The organism is Streptacidiphilus anmyonensis (assembly GCF_000787855.1).
GTDB lineage: Bacteria > Actinomycetota > Actinomycetes > Streptomycetales > Streptomycetaceae > Streptacidiphilus > Streptacidiphilus anmyonensis.
Window position 1 is genome coordinate 16,981 of sequence record NZ_BBPQ01000048.1, and the last position, 17,050, is coordinate 34,030.

Annotated in this window: 16 protein-coding genes; 15 read left to right on the forward strand and 1 reads right to left on the reverse strand. The window is 72.6% G+C overall.

Going from position 1 to position 17,050, the window contains the following annotated elements:
- The first annotated feature begins 84 nt into the window (after positions 1–84).
- From TR50_RS30180 to TR50_RS30240, 15 genes are all read left to right on the forward strand, one after another.
- Positions 85–774: an SDR family oxidoreductase gene (locus TR50_RS30180; RefSeq protein ID WP_042429331.1), complete on the forward strand. Its 690-nt coding sequence runs from the start codon at positions 85–87 to the stop codon at positions 772–774.
- A gap of 11 nt (positions 775–785) precedes the next feature.
- Complete coding sequence (locus tag TR50_RS30185) at positions 786–1,790, forward strand: methionine synthase (protein ID WP_269084823.1); 1,005 nt, start codon at positions 786–788, stop codon at positions 1,788–1,790.
- Positions 1,791–1,841: 51 nt separating this feature from the next.
- Entirely contained in the window at positions 1,842–4,001 is a 2,160-nt protein-coding gene (gene ligA / locus TR50_RS30190; protein ID WP_236654644.1) for an NAD-dependent DNA ligase LigA, read from the forward strand.
- A gap of 288 nt (positions 4,002–4,289) precedes the next feature.
- Positions 4,290–5,792, forward strand: coding sequence for a putative bifunctional diguanylate cyclase/phosphodiesterase (locus TR50_RS30195; RefSeq protein WP_439654257.1), 1,503 nt, complete (start codon positions 4,290–4,292; stop codon positions 5,790–5,792).
- A 175-nt stretch (positions 5,793–5,967) separates the two neighbouring features.
- Positions 5,968–6,096: a keywimysin-related RiPP gene (locus TR50_RS45985; protein WP_152648723.1), complete on the forward strand. Its 129-nt coding sequence runs from the start codon at positions 5,968–5,970 to the stop codon at positions 6,094–6,096.
- An 88-nt stretch (positions 6,097–6,184) separates the two neighbouring features.
- On the forward strand, positions 6,185–8,014 hold the full coding sequence (locus TR50_RS30200) for an asparagine synthase-related protein (RefSeq protein ID WP_042429334.1): 1,830 nt from the start codon (positions 6,185–6,187) through the stop codon (positions 8,012–8,014).
- Positions 8,015–8,017: 3 nt separating this feature from the next.
- The gene (locus TR50_RS30205; RefSeq protein WP_042429337.1) at positions 8,018–8,269 is read left to right on the forward strand and encodes a lasso peptide biosynthesis PqqD family chaperone; all 252 of its coding nucleotides are present in this window, start codon (positions 8,018–8,020) and stop codon (positions 8,267–8,269) included.
- Positions 8,266–8,691 carry a lasso peptide biosynthesis B2 protein gene (locus TR50_RS30210; RefSeq protein ID WP_042429340.1) on the forward strand — a complete coding sequence of 142 codons (426 nt, stop codon included), beginning with the start codon at positions 8,266–8,268 and terminating at the stop codon, positions 8,689–8,691. Before TR50_RS30205 ends, TR50_RS30210 begins: the two co-directional genes overlap by 4 nt.
- Positions 8,692–8,791: 100 nt before the next feature.
- Positions 8,792–9,088, forward strand: coding sequence for an Asp-tRNA(Asn)/Glu-tRNA(Gln) amidotransferase subunit GatC (gatC, locus tag TR50_RS30215; RefSeq protein ID WP_042429343.1), 297 nt, complete (start codon positions 8,792–8,794; stop codon positions 9,086–9,088).
- Positions 9,089–9,095: 7 nt separating this feature from the next.
- Positions 9,096–10,589: an Asp-tRNA(Asn)/Glu-tRNA(Gln) amidotransferase subunit GatA gene (gene gatA, locus TR50_RS30220; protein ID WP_042429346.1), complete on the forward strand. Its 1,494-nt coding sequence runs from the start codon at positions 9,096–9,098 to the stop codon at positions 10,587–10,589.
- The gene (locus tag TR50_RS30225; protein WP_042429349.1) at positions 10,586–10,825 is read left to right on the forward strand and encodes a hypothetical protein; all 240 of its coding nucleotides are present in this window, start codon (positions 10,586–10,588) and stop codon (positions 10,823–10,825) included. Before gatA ends, TR50_RS30225 begins: the two co-directional genes overlap by 4 nt.
- A gap of 36 nt (positions 10,826–10,861) precedes the next feature.
- Positions 10,862–12,373 (forward strand): Asp-tRNA(Asn)/Glu-tRNA(Gln) amidotransferase subunit GatB, encoded by a 1,512-nt coding sequence (gatB, locus tag TR50_RS30230; protein WP_042429352.1) that lies wholly within the window; start codon positions 10,862–10,864, stop codon positions 12,371–12,373.
- 217 nt (positions 12,374–12,590) lie between these two features.
- Positions 12,591–12,767, forward strand: a complete 177-nt coding sequence (locus TR50_RS47160) for a hypothetical protein (protein WP_160311211.1) — start codon at positions 12,591–12,593, stop codon at positions 12,765–12,767.
- A gap of 96 nt (positions 12,768–12,863) precedes the next feature.
- Complete coding sequence (locus TR50_RS30235; protein WP_236654645.1) at positions 12,864–15,836, forward strand: helix-turn-helix transcriptional regulator; 2,973 nt, start codon at positions 12,864–12,866, stop codon at positions 15,834–15,836.
- Positions 15,837–15,929: 93 nt separating this feature from the next.
- Complete coding sequence (locus TR50_RS30240) at positions 15,930–16,337, forward strand: helix-turn-helix domain-containing protein (protein ID WP_042429358.1); 408 nt, start codon at positions 15,930–15,932, stop codon at positions 16,335–16,337.
- Positions 16,338–16,446: 109 nt separating this feature from the next.
- On the opposite strand, the gene TR50_RS30245 is transcribed toward TR50_RS30240, so the two are convergent.
- Positions 16,447–17,049, reverse strand: coding sequence for a ClpP family protease (locus tag TR50_RS30245; RefSeq protein ID WP_042429360.1), 603 nt, complete (start codon positions 17,047–17,049; stop codon positions 16,447–16,449).
- Between the last annotated feature and the right edge of the window lies 1 nt (position 17,050).

Below are 17,050 nucleotides of genomic sequence, written 5' to 3' on the forward strand. Positions count from 1 at the left end.
TTCCCCGTCCCTCGCCCGCGCGTGCCCTGATGATCACCATGGTGGCGCACGGAGCGGGGTCGCGGGCGTGGTACTGATGAACCCATGGGAACGCATGTGATCACCGGAGCGGGTTCCGGCATCGGCGCGGCCGTCGCCGCCAGGCTCGACGAGCGCGGCGAGGAGTTGTGGCTGCTCGCCCGCGACGCCCGCCGCGCGGCGGAGCTGCGCGAGCGCTTCCCCGGCGCGCGCACGCTGGTCGGGGACCTGGCCCAGCCGGAGCGGCTCAGCTGGGCGCTCAGCCACCAGCCGCAGCCGGACCGGATCGACTCGCTGCTGCACGTCGCCGGCGTGGTGGAGCTCGGCACCATCGGCGACATGACGCCGAAGGTCTGGCAGGAGACCCTCGCGGTGAACCTCCTCGCGCCGGCCGAGCTGACGCGTCTGCTGCTGCCGACGCTGCGCGTCTCGGGCGGCCATGTCGTCTTCGTCAATTCCGGCGCGGGCCTGCGCGCCGACGCGGAGTGGGGCGTCTACGCGGCGTCGAAGTTCGGCCTCAAGGCGCTCGCCGACTCGCTGCGCGCCGAGGAGCACGGCAACGGCGTGCGGGTCACCACCGTCTACCCGGGCCGCACCGCCACCCCGATGCAGGCCAAGGTGCACGCGCAGGAGGGCCGCGCGTACGACGCCGAGGCGTGGATCGCGCCCGAGTCGGTGGCCAAGGCCGTGCTGACCGCGATCGACCTGCCGCGGGACGCGGAGATCACCGACGTGACGGTGCGGCCGGGGCGGTGACGATGAAGGAGGTGGGCACGTTCCCCACACTCTCCGGCCCCGCCGCGACCGGCGTCGGCTCCATGCCCGGCACGGACGCCCGCGAGGCGGCCAAGACCGTCACCGGTTCGCTGGAGGCGCTCCCGCACCTCCCCGAACTGCCCGCGCGCGGCCCCGGCGCCGACATGATCGGCCGCACCCTGGGCCTGCTGGTCGAGCTCTACGCCCGCGTCGAGCCCTCCGGCTGGCGCCTCGGCGACCACCCCGGCCGCGACACCCGGCGCGCCCACTCCTGGCTCGGGGAGGACCTCGACGCGCTGGAGGAGTTCACCCAGGACTACACCGGCCCGCTCAAGGTCCAGGCCGTCGGCCCGTGGACGCTGGCCGCCTCGGTCGAGCTCCCGCGCGGCGAGAAGGCGCTCGCCGACCCGGGCGCGGTCCGCGACGTCTCCGCCTCCCTCACCGAGGGCCTGCGCCTCCACCTCGCGGAGGTCCGCCGCCGCATCCCGGGCGCCCAACTGCTGCTCCAGCTCGACGAGCCGTCCCTCCCTGCGGTCCTGGCCGGCCAGGTGAAGACCGCCAGCGGCTGGCAGCGGCTGCGCGCGGTGGACCGCGGCGTGGGGGAGGAGATCCTGCGCGGCGTGATCGACGGCGTCGACGCGCCGGTGGTCGTCCACAGCTGCGCCCCCTCGGTCCCGATCCCGCTGCTGCGCCACGCGGGCGCCTCGGCGGTGTCGCTGGACGCATCCTTGCTGACGGAGCGTGACGACGAGGCGATCGGCGAGGGGGCCGAGAGCGGCACCGTCTTCCTGCTCGGTGTCGTGCCCTCCACGGATCGGAAATTGTCAGACCCGGCCGGTAGTGTCAGCGGTGTGAGGACGTTGTGGCGGCGTCTGGGCCTGTCTCCCGCGCTGCTGCCGCGCTCCGTCGTGGTCACCCCCACCTGCGGCCTGGCGGGGGCGTCCCCGGCCTACGCGCGCACGGCGTTGTCACACAGCGTCATCGCGGCGCAGAGCCTGGCCGACAATCCTGAGTGAGTCGACAATCCTGAGTGAGGGGTGACGGAGTTGTCCAAGGAGCCGGTGTCGTTGGAAGAGGACCGCGCTCGGCACGCGCAGCTGGCCCAGGAGATCGACGAGCACCGTTACCGGTACTACAACCTCGACGCGCCGACGATCAGCGACGGCGAGTTCGACCTCCTCATGCGCGAGCTGGAGGGGATCGAGGAGCGCCATCCCGAGCTGCGCACCTCCGACTCGCCGACGCAGACCGTCGGCGGGGAGACCACGGCCGAGTTCGCCAAGGTCGAGCACCTGGAGCGGATGCTCAGCCTGGACAACGCCTTCACCGACGAGGAGCTGGACGCCTGGGCCGAGCGGGTCGAGCGCGAGCTCGCGGGCCAGGAGTTCCACTACCTGTGCGAGCTGAAGATCGACGGCCTCGCGGTCAACCTGACCTACGAGAAGGGCGTCCTGGTCCGGGCGGCGACGCGCGGCACGGGGCGGATCGGCGACGACATCACCGCCAACGTGCGGACCATCAAGGAGATCCCCCATCGGCTGGCGGGGGAGAACCCTCCCGAGCTCGTGGAGATCCGCGGCGAGGTCTACTTCCCGATCGAGGACTTCGAGGCCCTGAACATCGCACGGGTCGCCGCCGGCGAGGATCCGTACGCCAACCCGCGCAACTCGGCGGCGGGTTCGCTGCGCCAGAAGGATCCGGCGATCACAGCCCAGCGCCCGTTGCACATGATCGTGCACGGCATCGGCGCCCGTCGCGGCTTCGACATCGACTGCCAGTCGCACGCCTACGACCTGCTCCGGTCCTGGGGCCTGCCCACCGCGCGGCACAACGCCGTGGTGAGCACGCTCGACGAGGTGAAGGAGTTCGTCAAGCGCTACGGCGAGCAGCGCCACAGCGTCGAGCACGAGATCGACGGTGTCGTGATCAAGGTCGACGAGATCGCGTTGCAGGGCCGTCTCGGCTCCACCTCCCGGGCGCCGCGCTGGGCCATCGCCTGGAAGTACCCGCCGGAGGAGGTCAACGCCAAGCTCGACCGGATCCTGGTCGGGATCGGCCGTACCGGCCGGGCCACGCCGTACGCGGTGCTGGAGAAGCCGGTCAAGGTCGCCGGCTCGATGGTCCAGTACGCCACCCTGCACAACCAGGACGTGGTGAAGGCCAAGGGCGTGCTCCTCGGGGACACCATCGTCATCCGCAAGGCGGGCGACGTCATCCCGGAGATCCTCGGCCCGGTCGTCGCGCTGCGCGACGGAACCGAGCGGCCGTTCGTCATGCCGACGCACTGCCACGAGTGCGGCACCGAGCTGCGCCCGATGACCGAGGGCGACAAGGACCTGCGGTGCCCCAACGCCCGCCACTGCCCGGCTCAGTTGCGTGAGCGGGTCGCCTTCCTGGGCGGCCGGGAGGGGCTGGACGTCGAGCATCTCGGCTACGTCGCCGCCACCGCCCTGACCCAGCCGGTAGAGCCCTCGACGCCGCCGATCGAGAACGAGGGGGACCTCTTCAACCTCACGGTCGAGGACCTGCTGCCGATCAAGACGCTCGTCCGGGACGCCAAGACCGGCCTGCCCAAGATCGATGAGGAGACCGGCGAGCAGAAGGTGGTCTCCTTCTTCGCCACGATCGCCGGGCAGCCGAAGAAGACCGCCACCCAGATGCTGGAGTTCCTGGAGGCGGCCAAGCAGCAGCCGCTCTGGCGGGTGCTCAACTCGCTCTCGATCCGCCGCGTGGGCCCCGTCGCCGCGCAGGCCCTGGCCCGCGAGTTCCGCGACCTCGACCGCATCGCGGGCGCGAGCGAGGAGGAGCTGGCCGTGGTCGAGGGCGTCGGTCCCGGCATCGCCAAGGCCGTCGTCGACTGGTTCGCCGAGGACTGGCACCGGGAGATCATCGAGAAGTGGCGCGCCGCCGGCGTCCGCTTCGTCGACGAGACGTCCGGGGAGGAGTCCGGACCACGTCCCCTGGAGGGTCTGACGGTCGTGGTGACGGGCACGCTCGCGGACCACACCCGGGACGGCGCGAAGGACGCGCTCCAGTCGCGTGGCGCGAAGGTGACGGGCTCGGTGTCGAAGAAGACCGACTTCGTCGTCGTCGGCGACAACCCGGGCTCCAAGTACGACAAGGCGGTCCAGCTGAAGCTGGCCATCCTCGACGACGCCGGCTTCGCCGTCCTCCTGCAGCAGGGTCCTGAGGCGGCCCGCGCCGCCGCGCTGCCCGTCGAGGAGTAGGGCGGGAGCGCCCGGTCACCACGCGGGGTGACCCTGGGTCAGGTGACGCGGGGTCGCCTCGCGGGTGCGGTCCGTGGCGGTCTGTCACGTTTCTCTGCCCGTCCGGATGTAGGGCAAGTTTGGACAATCAGCTCATTTGTCCATCGGTTGAGGACACCACTCGGTCACAGCCTCGCAGATTGCCACTCTCCGCAGGGGCAGTCGGCCTAGGCTGGATGCAGCCCGATCCTGTCGGTCCGTATGTCCTGTGCGGCGCATCCGGCGAGCGGGGAAGCAAGAGGAAAACCGATGGAGCGCACGCCTCGGTCAGTGCTGGGTCCTGACCGTGCCGGGTTTGCCGTCAGAACGGCGGTCTTCCTCGGCGTGGGTTTCGCCGGGGCGGCGCCGTTGGTGCCGCTGGCCGATGTGGTGGCGGAACATGAGCCCCTGCTGCTCCCGCTGTTCGGCGTGCCCATCGCCGTGCTGTTCGCGGCGTGGTGGTTCGGGCGGCAGCGGCTGCGCGAGGGTGTGACCGACCAGCTCACCGGTCTGCCGAACCGGGCCGCGCTGCATCTGGCCGCCGTGCAGGCGGCCACCGCGCGGGCCCGGCACGCGCTCGTCCTGATCGACCTGGACCGCTTCCGCTCCCTCAACGACACCCTCGGGCATCTCGCCGGTGACCGCCTGCTGGTCCAGGTCGCCCAGCGTCTGCAGTCCCTGGCGCTCGACACCGGCGCGCTGGTGGCGCGCCTCGGCGGGGACGAGTTCGCGGTGCTGGTGCCCGAGCCGCCGCAGGAGTCCGCCGCGCTGCTGGGGCTCGCCCGCGCCTTCGCCGCGGAGGTCGCCGCGCCGATCCAGTTCGGCGGCCTGCAGCTGATCCTGGATTCCAGCACCGGTATAGCGGTCCTGCCCGACCACGCGGCCGACGCCGAGTCGCTGCTGCGCCGCGCCGACATCGCCATGGCCCACGCGCAGCGCAGCCGGGCCGGGGTGACGCTCTATCAGCCGGGCCAGGAGGAGGACACCCCGCTGCGCCTGGGCCTGCTGGGCGAGCTGCGCCGCGCGCTGGACCAGCGCGAGGTGCAGGTGCACTACCAGCCCAAGGTCGCCTTCGACGGCAGCGTCGTGGGCCTGGAGGCGCTGGTGCGCTGGTCGCGCGCCGGGCGCGGACCGGTCAGTCCCGAGGAGTTCGTCGGCCTCGCCGAATCCAGCGGCCTGATGCCGCAGCTGACGGACTACGTGCTGGAGGCCGCCGTCTCCCAGCTCGCGCGCTGGCGCGCCGACGGCATCGAGGTGCCCGTCGCGGTCAACATCTCCCCGCGCGACGTGCTGCGTCCCGGCTTCGCCGCGGGCGTCGCCGGGCGACTGGCGCGGCACGGCGTCCCGGCCGGAGCGCTCCAACTGGAGATCACCGAGCGGCTGCTGCTGGAGGACGGCCAGCGGGCCGCCGAGACGCTGGAGGAGCTGCGCGGCCATGGTGTCGGGATGTCCCTGGACGACTTCGGCACCGGCTACTCCTCCCTGGTCCGCCTGCGCCGCCTGCCGGTCGCCGAGCTGAAGATCGACCGTTCGTTCGTCAGCCGCATGGTCGCCGACGACCACGACGCGGCTGTGGTGCGCTGCAGCGTCCAGCTCGCGCACTCGCTCGGCCTGACCGTCGTCGCCGAGGGCGTCGAGGACGACGAGACCTGGAAGCGGCTCCAGGGCATGGGCTGCGACGCGGTTCAGGGCTGGCTGGTCTCCAAGGCGATGCCCGCCGACCAGGCCACCGCCTGGCTCCGCAGCCGCGTCACCGCTCCGCACCAGCGCTGACCGGGCAGGATCCGGCCGATCCGGTGCCAAACATTCCGGCTGGAAACTGACCTGAATGCGTGGCCGAAAATCGCGTGACCTGGATCACTTAACCCTTGACCGTGTACATGCTAGATTCGGCCGCGCCTGGGAATTCCCGGGCCCGCAATGGCGGATTCGGATCCGGGAGGCTCCCATGGATGACACCATCGAGCAGTCGAACGCGTACATGGCACCGGCACTTGTCGAGGTCGGCGAGTTCAATGAGGACACCCTCGGTGGCTGGGGCACCGTTCCGGACTGGTTCTTCAACATGAAGTGGTAATTCCTGGAACCAAGGTGAACCGCCCCGCGGACCGGGTCTTTTCGGGCCCGGTCCGCGGTCGATCCGGAAACGGTGGTCGCAAGCGCAGATGAGATCCGGATTCGTGCTCCTTCCGGACCGGCCGTCGGCCGAGCAGCTCCCCCCTCGCATCCCGCTCGACGACGCCGTGGTCGTCCCGCACGCCTCCGGCCGGCCCTGGATCGTCGGCCACTGGCCGGTCGACGCGGTGACTGTCGCCGAGGCCGGTCCGGTGCGGCTCGCGGTCATCGGCCACGCGCCCCTCAGTCGGGCCCGGCTGACGGCGATCGCCGGGCGCATCAGCGGCCCGGCCGACGCCGCCCGCGCCCTCGACGACCTGCGCGGCAGCTGCCACCTGGGCGTTTCCCTGCCCGACTGGTCCCGGTTCCAGGGCACCGCGTCCGGGCTGCGCCGGCTGTTCCACGCCAGGGTCCGCACCAGTGCGGGCACCGCCTCCCTCGCCGCCGACCGCGCCGACCTGCTCGCGGCGATCACCGGCGCGGGCCTGGACGAGGAGGCGCTCGCGCTGCGCGCCGTCTGCGGGCTGCAGCTGCCCTACCCGGCCAACGCCCGCAGCCTCTTCTCGGGTGTCACCGCGCTCGCGCCCGACCACGCGCTGGAGTGGGACGCGGACTCCGCCAAGGAAGTCCGCTGGTGGCAGCCGCCCGCGCCCGAGCTGTCCTTCCTCGGCGGGGTGGCACAAGTGCGGGAGGCGCTGCTCGCGGCCACACACGGGAAAAGCCCGCAACGGGGAAGGCTGAGTTCGGACCTCTCCGGCGGGCTCGATTCGAGCTCCGTCTGCTTTCTCGCGGCCAGGGAGGAACCGGAAATCCTCACCTTCCGCTGGGGCGAGGCCGAGGCGGGGAACGACGACACGCTTTTCGCGGAATCAGCCATGATGGAACTCCGCCGCGCCGAACACCTCGTCGTGCCGCAGAACGAACTCCCGGACATGTTCGCGGAGGCCGAAAAGCCACTGAGTCGGGAAATGCCGAGCCCGCTCACCCGGGCCACCGCGCGGATCCGGCGCAGCGTGGAACTGCTGGCCGAACACGGCTCGGTCCGCCACCTGTCCGGCCACGGCGGCGACGAGCTGTTCACGCCCATGCCCGGCTACCTGCGTCCGCTGCTGCGCCGCCGCCCGGGAGCCGCGCTGCGTCACCTGCGCGCGCACGCGGCCCTGCGGCGCTGGCCCCTGCGGGCCACGCTCGCCGACCTGTTGCGCCCGAGCTCCTTCGCCGGATGGTGGGCCGCCGAAGCGGCCGCCCTCACCGAGCCGCATCCGCCGCTGCGACGCGCCGCCCTCGGCTGGGGCCTCGGCCCGATCCGCGCCCCCGGCTGGATCACCCCCGCCGGCGCGGAGCTCGCCCGCACGGCGCTGCGCCGGACCGCGGAGCACGCGTCGCCGCTCGCCGCGCAGCTGGGCACCCACCAGACGCTGGTGGTGGTCCGCTCCAACACCAGCACCTACCGCCTGCTCGGCGACCTCTACGCCGAGCACGCCATCGCCCTCGACGCGCCCTTCCTCGACGACCGGGTCGTCGACGCGGTGCTGCGGGTGCGCCCCGAGGAGCATGCCGGGCCGTGGCGCTTCAAGCCCCTGCTGGCGGACGCGATGCACGGCATCGTCCCCGAGCCGGTCCGCACCCGCGCCACCAAGGGCGAGTTCGGCGAGGACGTCCGCCGCGGCCTGCGGACGCACCTGCCCGCGCTGCTCGACCTGCTGGGTCCCGACTCCCGGTTGGCCGCGCGCGGCCTGCTCGACCCGGACGCCCTGCGGATCCGCCTCACCGGCCCGCAGGCCGACAACGGCGCGGTCCAGGCGCTGGAGAGCCTCGTCGGCTGCGAGACCTGGCTCCGCTCCCTCACCCCTCCTCCCCGTCCCGGCGCTAAGGACTGATCCATGCGGCTCCACCCCGACGTCTCGATGACCGACACCGACGACGGCACCGTCCTCCTCCACGGCCGCACCGGCCGCTACTTCCAGCTCAACCTCACCGGCCGCGAGGTCCTCCACGGCCTCCTCGACGGCCGGGCCCCGGCGGAGGTCGCCCACGGGCTCGCGGTCGCGCACGGCATCGGCGCGACGCGCGCGAAGGACGACGTGAAGGCCGTTCTCGCGCAGCTGGCGCTGGCGGAGCTGGTGCTGCCGTGAGCGTGCAGATGTCCCTCGACCACCGGTCGGTCCTGCCGCCGCACCGCCGCCCGCTGCCGCTGCTCGCCGTCGCCGCGGCGCGCGTCCTGGCGCGGGTCAAGCCCGCGGCCCTGCGCAGGGTCCTTGAGTTCGCGCGCCGGGGCGGCAGGCCCGCGAGCGGGGAGGAGGCGCGACGGGCACGGGACGAGGTCGTGGCCGTCAGCATGCGCTGCGCGGGCAACAACTGCCTCCAACGCTCCATCGCCGCCGCGCTGCTGTGCCGGGCCCGGGGTGCCTGGCCCACCTGGTGCACCGGGGTGCGCACGCACCCGTTCGCGGCCCACGCCTGGATCCAGGTGGACGACGAGCCGGTGGGCGAGCCGCACCCCGCCGGGTTCTTCCGTCCGCTGCTGAGCGTCGGACCCGTGGGGGAGTGCGGCTAACGCGGCTGCGGCCGGGTGGCGGACCTCCGTAGGATGGGGACACCTCCGTGTCAATAGACTCGGCCAGGTCCGTTTTCTTCACCCACCAGAGGATCGCTGCATGCCTGGCATTACGCGCGAGGAGGTCGCCCACCTCGCCCGGCTGTCGCGGCTGGAGCTCAAGAGCGAAGAGCTTGACCACTTCGCCGAGCAGCTGAACGACATCGTGGACGCGGTCGCCCGCGTCAGCGAGATCGCCGCCGAAGACGTCCCGCCGACCTCGCACCCGCTGCCGCTGACCAACGTCATGCGCGCCGACGAGGTCCGGCCCTCGCTCAGCCCCGACGAGGTGCTGGCCGCCGCGCCCGCCGCGGAGGAGCAGCGCTTCCGCGTCCCCCAGATCCTCGGGGAGGACTGAGCCCGCCATGGCCGATCTGATCCGCTGCACCGCCGCCGAGACCGCCGCGGCCATCGCCTCCGGCGAGGTCTCCGCCGTCGAGGTCGCGCAGGCGCACCTGGACCGCATCAACGCCGTGGACGAGAAGGTGCACGCCTTCCTCCACGTCGACACCGACGGCGCGCTCGCCGCCGCCCGCTCCGTGGACGCCAGGCGCGCCGCGGGCGAGGAGCTCGGCCCGCTCGCGGGCGTGCCGCTCGCGCTGAAGGACGTCTTCACCACCAAGGGCGTGCCGACCACGGCCGGTTCGAAGATGCTCGAGGGCTGGCGTCCGCCGTACGACGCGACCCTGACCCGCCGCCTCAAGGAGGCGGGCGTGGTGATCCTCGGCAAGACCAACATGGACGAGTTCGCCATGGGGTCCTCCACCGAGAACTCCGCCTACGGCCCGACCGGCAACCCCTGGGACCTCTCCCGCATCCCGGGCGGTTCCGGCGGCGGCTCCGCCGCCGCGCTCGCCGCGTACGAGGCGCCGCTGGCGATCGGCACGGACACCGGCGGCTCGATCCGCCAGCCGGGCGCCGTCACCGGCACCGTCGGCGTCAAGCCGACCTACGGCAGCGTCTCCCGCTACGGCCTGATCGCCTTCTCCTCCTCCCTCGACCAGGGCGGTCCCTGCGCCCGCACGGTCCTGGACGCGGCGCTGCTGCACGAGGCCATCGCCGGGCACGACCCGATGGACTCCACCTCCATCGACGCCCCCGTCCCCGCGGTCGTGGCCGCGGCCCGGCAGGCGGACGTCAAGGGCATGCGCGTCGGCGTCGTCAAGGAGTTCGGCGGCGAGGGCTACCAGGCCGGCGTGATGCAGCGCTTCCACGAGTCGGTGGAGCTGCTCCGCTCGCTGGGCGCGGAGATCGTCGAGATCTCCTGCCCCTCCTTCACCTACGCGCTCCCGGCGTACTACCTGATCGCGCCGTCCGAGTGCTCCTCCAACCTGGCCCGCTTCGACGCCATGCGCTACGGCCTGCGGGTCGGCGACAACGGCGCGCGCTCGGCCGAGGAGGTCACCGCGCTGACCCGCGAGGCCGGCTTCGGCCCCGAGGTCAAGCGCCGCATCATGCTCGGCACCTACGCGCTGAGCTCGGGCTACTACGACGCCTACTACGGCTCGGCGCAGAAGGTCCGGACGCTGATCACCCGGGACTTCGACCGCGCCTTCGGCGACGTCGACGTCCTGATCTCGCCGACCACCCCGACCACCGCCTTCCCGATCGGCGAGCGCGCCGACGACCCGATGGCGATGTACCTCGCGGACCTGTGCACCATTCCGTCGAACCTGGCCGGCAACGCGGCCATGTCGGTGCCCTGCGGCCTCGCCCCGGAGGACAATCTCCCGGTCGGCCTGCAGATCATCGCGCCCGCGCTGGCCGACGACCGGCTGTACCGCGTGGGTGCGGCGGTCGAGGCAGCTCTCAACGACAAGTGGGGACACCCCCTGCTGGAGGAGGCACCGGCACTATGAGCAAGCTGGACACCGCTAAGGGCTTCAAGCACAGCAAGCCGGGCCTGATGCTGGGCATCGGCGGCAGCGCCTTCGGCGCCTTCGGGATCGTCAAGGACATCCGCAGGGCCCGAACCGAGGCGGACACGCTCAAGCTCATCAACGCCGCCGTCGGTGCCCTCGCCCTGGTCACCAGCACGCTGCTGCTCGTCCGCGAGCTGCGCCGGCTGGGCCAGGACGACGTCCTCGCCGACTGACCTCAGACCGCAAGCCTTACCCGAAAGGACGCCTTTGTGAGCGTCATTGACCTGGTCCCGTACGAGGAGGCCCTGGCCTCGTACGACCCGGTGATGGGCCTTGAGGTCCACGTCGAGCTGGGTACCAAGACCAAGATGTTCTGCGGCTGCGCGACCGTCCCGGGCGCGGAGCCGAACAGCCAGGTCTGCCCGACCTGCCTGGGTCTGCCGGGCTCGCTGCCGGTCGTCAACGCGATCGGCGTGGAGTCCGCGATCCGCATCGGCCTCGCGCTCAACTGCGAGATCGCCGAGTGGTGCCGCTTCGCCCGGAAGAACTACTTCTATCCGGACATGCCGAAGAACTTCCAGACCTCGCAGTACGACGAGCCGATCGCCTTCAACGGCTACCTGGACGTCGAGCTGGAGGACGGCGAGGTCTTCCGCGTGGAGATCGAGCGCGCCCACATGGAGGAGGACACCGGCAAGTCCACCCACGTCGGCGGCGCCACCGGCCGCATCCACGGCGCGGAGTACTCGCTGCTGGACTACAACCGGGCCGGCATCCCGCTGATCGAGATCGTCACCAAGCCGATCGTCGGCGCCGGTGACCGCGCCCCCGAGGTGGCCCGCGCCTACGTGGCCGAGCTGCGCGAGCTCATCCGGGCCCTCGGCGTGTCCGAGGCCCGCATGGACATGGGCCAGATGCGGTGCGACGTCAACCTCTCGCTCATGCCCAAGGGCGCGGACAAGTTCGGCACCCGCAGCGAGACCAAGAACGTCAACTCGCTGCGCAGCGTCGAGCGTGCGGCCCGGTTCGAGATCCAGCGGCACGCCGCGGTCCTGAACGAGGGCGGCAAGATCGTTCAGGAGACGCGCCACTTCCACGAGGACAACGGCACCACCACCTCGGGCCGGATCAAGGAGGAGGCGGAGGACTACCGCTACTTCCCCGAGCCCGACCTGGTCCCGGTCGCGCCCGCGCGCGAGTGGGTCGAGCAGCTGCGGGGCGAGCTCCCGGAGCTGCCGCGGCTGCGCCGTCAGCGCCTGCAGAGCGAGTGGGGCATCTCGGCCGTCGAGATGCAGTCCGCGCTCAACGCCGGTGCCATCGACCTGATCCTGGCCACGATCGACGCCGGTGCGCCGGCCGACCAGGCCCGCAAGTGGTGGCTGGGCGAGCTGGCCCGCCGTGCCAACGAGGACGGTGTCGAGCTCGCCGAGCTGCCGATCACCCCGGCCCAGGTGGCCCGGGTCTCGGCGCTGGTCGCCGAGGGCAAGCTGACCGACAAGCTGGCCCGCCAGGTCATCGAGGGCGTGCTGGCCGGCGAGGGCGAGCCGGACGAGGTCGTCGCCAAGCGCGGCCTGGCCGTCGTCTCCGACGACTCCGCGCTCGGCGACGCGATCGACGCGGCGCTCGCGGCGCAGCCGGACGTGGCCGACAAGATCCGCTCGGGCAAGTTCGCCGCGGCGGGCGCCCTGGTCGGCGCGGTCATGAAGGCCACGCGCGGCCAGGCCGACGCCGCCCGCGTCAAGGAGCTGATCTTCGAGAAGCTGGGCGTGACGCCGGAGTAGGCACGCCGGAGTAAGCACCCCGTGAGGGGGTCTTATCCCGTACGGACCGCCGGTCTGAGTACTTAGGTGTGCTCAGGCCGGCGGTCCGTCGTTTCTAAGGACCCCGGGGCCTTCAAGATCGGGCAAGCGCCCGATGCCGGGCACCCCCCTGGGAGAGGAGATTTGAGGTCGTCAGGGAGAGAAGAACCGACGACCCGATCACCACAGGGGGAACACCATGTTCGAGTACCAGCTGATCGTCGCCCGCACCGACGAGCTGATGGCGCAGGCCGAGCACGAGCGCCTGGTCCGCGAGGTCCGGCGCGCCAACAAGGCACGGAGGGCGGGTGAACGCGGGGGCAAGGACCGGAGCGGCAGCCCGGCGCGCCGCTTCCTCCACGCGACCGCCCGATGACGGCTTAATCCGTGCTGACCAGCGGGGTTCTGTGCGATGCTGCCGATCGTGGAGCGGATATCAGTCAGTCCCGTGTTCATCGGACGCGGATCCCAGATGGCCGCCCTCACCGACGCGCTGGAGCGTGCCGACGGGGGTCAGCCACAGGTCCTGCTCATCGGGGGAGAGGCAGGCGTCGGTAAGTCCCGCCTGCTGGAGGAGTTCCAGACCGCGGCCGAGGCACGGGGGTCCACGGCCGTGGTCGGGAACTGCCTCGAAGTGGGCGCGGAGGGCCTGCCCTACGCGCCCTTCGCCACGATCCTGCGGCGGCTGCACCGGGCTCTGGGGACCGAGCTCGACGCGGCCGCCGTCGGACGTGAGAGCAGCCTGGCCCGGCTGCTGCCGGACATGGGCGAGGCACCGCCGGAGGCGCACGACGAGTACGCGCGCGCCCGCCTCTTCGAGCACACCGCCCAGCTCTTCGAGCAGTTGACGGCGGACCGCACGCTCGTGCTCGCGGTCGAGGACCTGCACTGGTCGGACCGCTCCACGCGCGAGCTGTTCGCCTACCTGATCCGCACCCTGCACCGGGCACGGCTGGTGCTGGTCGCCACCTACCGCAGCGACGATCTGCACCGCCGCCATCCGGTCCGGCCCTACCTCGCCGAACTGGAGCGGCTGCGCACCGTCCAGCGGCTGGAGCTGCCACGGCTCGGCCGCCGCGAGGTGGGCCGCCAGCTGGCCGGCATCCTCAGCCCCTCCCGGCCCAGCCCCGAGCTGGTCGGGCAGATCTTCAAGCGCTCCGAGGGCAACCCGTTCTTCGTGGAGGAGCTCGCGGTCGCCTCCCAGCAGGGCTGTCGCACCGGCCTGACCGAGACGCTGCGCGACCTGCTGCTGGTGCGCATCGAGGCGCTGCCCGAGCCCACCCAGACGATGCTGCGCATCCTCGCCCAGGGCGGCTCCCGCGTCGAGCACGGCCTGCTGGCCGCCGTCGTCGAGGCGACCGGCACCCTCGACGAGGACGAGCTGATCGACGCGCTGCGCACCGCGGTCGGCGCCAACATCATCCAGCAGACCTCCGACGGCGACGGCTACCGGTTCCGGCACGCGCTGGTCCGCGAGGCCGTCTCCGACGACCTGATGCCGGGCGAGGTCACCCGCGCCAACCGCCGCTACGCCATGGCCCTCGAGGCCGACGCGTCGCTGGTCTCCAGCGACCAGCGGGCCTCCCGCCTGGCCGGGTACTGGTACTGCGCCAACGACGCGGCGCGCGCCATGCCCGCCGTGCTGAACGCCGGTCGCGAGGCCCGCCGCCGCAACGCCTTCTCCGAGCAGCTGCGCATGCTGGACCGCGCCCTGGAGCTGTGGGAGGACGTCCCGGCGGAGATCCGCGACTCGCTGCGCGACTACGACCACGCCGACGAGAGCTATCCGGCGTGCTCCTGCGAGGGCGAGTGCACCTGCGACGGGGACTGCATGGCGATCCAGCTCGTCGACCTGCTCGCGGAGGCCACCGTCGCCGCCCGCCTGAGCGGCGAGACCGACCTCGGCCTGCGTTACACCAAGCGCGCGCTGCGCCTGATCGACGAGAAGAAGACCCCGGAGCGCGCCGCCTGGTTCATCCTCGCCCGCGCCCGGGCCCTGCGCTACGACGTCGGCGCGACCAACCTCCCGGACATGGAGCACGCGCTCGCGCTCCTGGAGGGCCGCAAGCCGTCGGCGGTCCTGGCCGAACTGCTGCACCGGCAGGCGTGCGACGGGATGCTGGGCATCCCGCGCCGCGAGCACCTCGACATCGCCCGGCGGGCCGTCACGATCGCCGAGCAGGTCGGCGCCACCTCGCTGCAACTGCACGCGCAGCTGACGCTGGGCATGCTGCACTGCGCGTTCGGGGAGCTGGACGAGGGCGCGGCGCTGCTCGCGCAGATCCGTGAACGGGCCGAGGCCAGCGGCGACGTGGACCTGATCAGCCGCGTCTACACCAACCTCTCCAGCCACCACGAACTGCAGGGCCGCTCCCGGGAGGCCGCGGAGGTGGCCCGCACGGGGCTGGCCATGATCCGCGCCAACGGCATGACCGGGTACTCGGGCACGATCATCCTCGGCAACCTCGCCGAGCCGCTGATCTCGCTCGGCGAGCTCGACGAGGCGGAGCGGCTCCTCGCGGAGGAGCCGGACTGGGCCGGTCAGCGCGCCCACCGCGACTTCATGCACCGGCTCCGCGGCGAGATCGCGCTGCTGCGCGGCGACGTCGCGGGAGCGGCCGAGCACCTCGCCGAGAGCAGACGGGTCGGCCTGGTCTGGCAGCCGCAGAAGTACGTCCCGGCGGCGCTGCTGGCGATGCGGATCGCCGCCGCGCAGGGCCGGTACGCGGAGGCGCGGGCGGAGCTCGTCGCCGTCCTGGACGGCGACCGCCCCGAGGGCCACGACCGCGTCTGGTGGGCGCTGCTCGCCGCGGGCGCGGCCGTGGAGGCGGACGCCCGCTACCTGCCGGCGATGTCCGCCGGGCGCGCGGAGGTCCTCGCCCGCATCCGGAGCACGGCCGCCGGCCTCACCGCCGAACTCCCCCTCTACGTCGGCTGGCGGGCCGTGCTCGACGCCGAACTCGCCCGCGCCGAGGGAACGGCGACGACCGCCGACTGGCGCCGGGCGGTCGACGCGCTCTCCGTGCTGGAATGCCCCTTCCCGCGCGGCCTCGCGCACTTCCGCCTCGCGGAGTCCCTCGCCGCGGAGGGCGACCGGGCGGCCGCGGCGCAGGCCGCGTCCCAGGCGGAGGAGCTCGCCCGCCGACAGGGCAACCAGCTCCTCCTCGACGACCTCCGCGCGCTGACCGGACGCGCCCGGCTGGCGCCGGTGACGACCCCGGACCCGGAGCCGGAGGACGGGGCCATCCACCTCACCCCGCGTGAACGCGACGTCCTGGGGCTGCTCGCGCTCGGGCGCACGAACCGCCAGATCGCGGAGGAGCTGTTCATCTCGCCGAAGACGGCGAGCGTGCACGTCTCCAACATCCTGGCGAAGCTGGACGTGACGGGCCGAGGCGAGGCCGCGGCGGTGGCCCACCGGCTCCGGCTGATCCCGGCGGGGTAGCCCCCGGCCGGCCGGTCGGCCAGGCCGCCGGGCTTCACCCACGGCAGAACGCCGCTCCCTTCCCTCCGCGCCCCCGATGCCTACGCTGAAGAGGTGAGCACTCCAGCGCCGAACGAACGCCGCGTCATCCCGCTGCGCCCGCAGCCCTCGTCGCCCGGCTCGGGTGGCGCGACCCCCGCGCCGAGGGAGCCACTGTGGCGCGACCTCGTCGGCGACGTCCTGCGGCGTGAGCGGCTCGCGCAGGAGCGCACGCTCAAGGACGTCGCGGAGGCGGCGCGGATCTCGATGCCGTACCTGTCGGAGCTGGAGCGCGGACGCAAGGAGGCGTCGTCCGAGGTGCTCGGAGCCGCCGCCAGGGCCCTCGGGCTCGGGCTCGCCGACCTGCTCTCGCTCGCCCAGGCGGAGTTGGCCCGGACCACCCGCAGCCGGGTGGTCCGGGGTCGCACGTCGTCCCGCACGTCGCTGGCGGCGCGGCACGACGGTCTCTGCCTCGCCGCCTGAGACCCGCCGCCTGAGACCCGCCGCCTGAGCTCGCCGCCTGAGACCCGCCGCCTGAGCTCGCCGCCTGGGACCCGCCGCCTGACCGGACCGTCGGCCGTGGCCGCGCGGGTCAGACGAACGCGAGCCGCCGGCTGAGCACCTCGTCGGCGAGCCCGTAGGCGACGGCCTCCGCGGCGGTGAGCACCTTGTCCCGGTCCATGTCCGCGCGCAGCGTGGCCACGTCGTGGTGCGTGTGCCGGGACAGCACCTCCTCCACCTGCGAGCGGACGCGGGCCATCTCCTTGGCCGCGAGGCTGAGGTCGGAGACCGTCCCCCGGCGGCCGTCGCTGGCGGGCTGGCCGAGCAGCACGCGCGCGTGCTGGAGCACGAACCGCCGCCCGGGATCGCCGCCGGCCAGCAGCACCGCCGCTGTCGACGCCGCCTGCCCGACGCAGAACGTGGAGATCGGCGCCTGCACGAAGGTCATCGTGTCGTAGATCGCCATCAGCGAAGTGAACGATCCACCCGGCGAGTTGAGGTAGATCGAGATCTCCTGCTCCGGGTTGGCCGACTCCAGGTGCAGCAGCTGCGCGATGACCACGTTGGCCACCCCGTCGTCGATGTCGGTGCCGAGGAAGATGATCCGCTCGTTGAGCAGCCGGCTGAAGACGTCGAAGGACCGCTCGCCCTGCGAGGTCCGCTCGATGACGTAGGGAACCGTGTACGACCCCATG

Bases quoted from the DNA above. Each gene is read 5' to 3' on its own strand.
- TR50_RS30180 (WP_042429331.1), top strand. From the start codon at position 85: ATGGGAACGCATGTGATCACCGGAGCGGGTTCCGGCATCGGCGCGGCC.
- TR50_RS30195 (WP_439654257.1), top strand. From the start codon at position 4,290: ATGGAGCGCACGCCTCGGTCAGTGCTGGGTCCTGACCGTGCCGGGTTT.
- TR50_RS45985 (WP_152648723.1), top strand. From the start codon at position 5,968: ATGGATGACACCATCGAGCAGTCGAACGCGTACATGGCACCGGCACTT.
- TR50_RS30200 (WP_042429334.1), top strand. From the start codon at position 6,185: ATGAGATCCGGATTCGTGCTCCTTCCGGACCGGCCGTCGGCCGAGCAG.
- TR50_RS30205 (WP_042429337.1), top strand. From the start codon at position 8,018: ATGCGGCTCCACCCCGACGTCTCGATGACCGACACCGACGACGGCACC.
- gatC (WP_042429343.1), top strand. From the start codon at position 8,792: ATGCCTGGCATTACGCGCGAGGAGGTCGCCCACCTCGCCCGGCTGTCG.
- gatA (WP_042429346.1), top strand. From the start codon at position 9,096: ATGGCCGATCTGATCCGCTGCACCGCCGCCGAGACCGCCGCGGCCATC.
- TR50_RS30225 (WP_042429349.1), top strand. From the start codon at position 10,586: ATGAGCAAGCTGGACACCGCTAAGGGCTTCAAGCACAGCAAGCCGGGC.
- TR50_RS47160 (WP_160311211.1), top strand. From the start codon at position 12,591: ATGTTCGAGTACCAGCTGATCGTCGCCCGCACCGACGAGCTGATGGCG.
- TR50_RS30235 (WP_236654645.1), top strand. From the start codon at position 12,864: ATGGCCGCCCTCACCGACGCGCTGGAGCGTGCCGACGGGGGTCAGCCA.
- TR50_RS30245 (WP_042429360.1), bottom strand. From the start codon at position 17,049: ATGGGGTCGTACACGGTTCCCTACGTCATCGAGCGGACCTCGCAGGGC.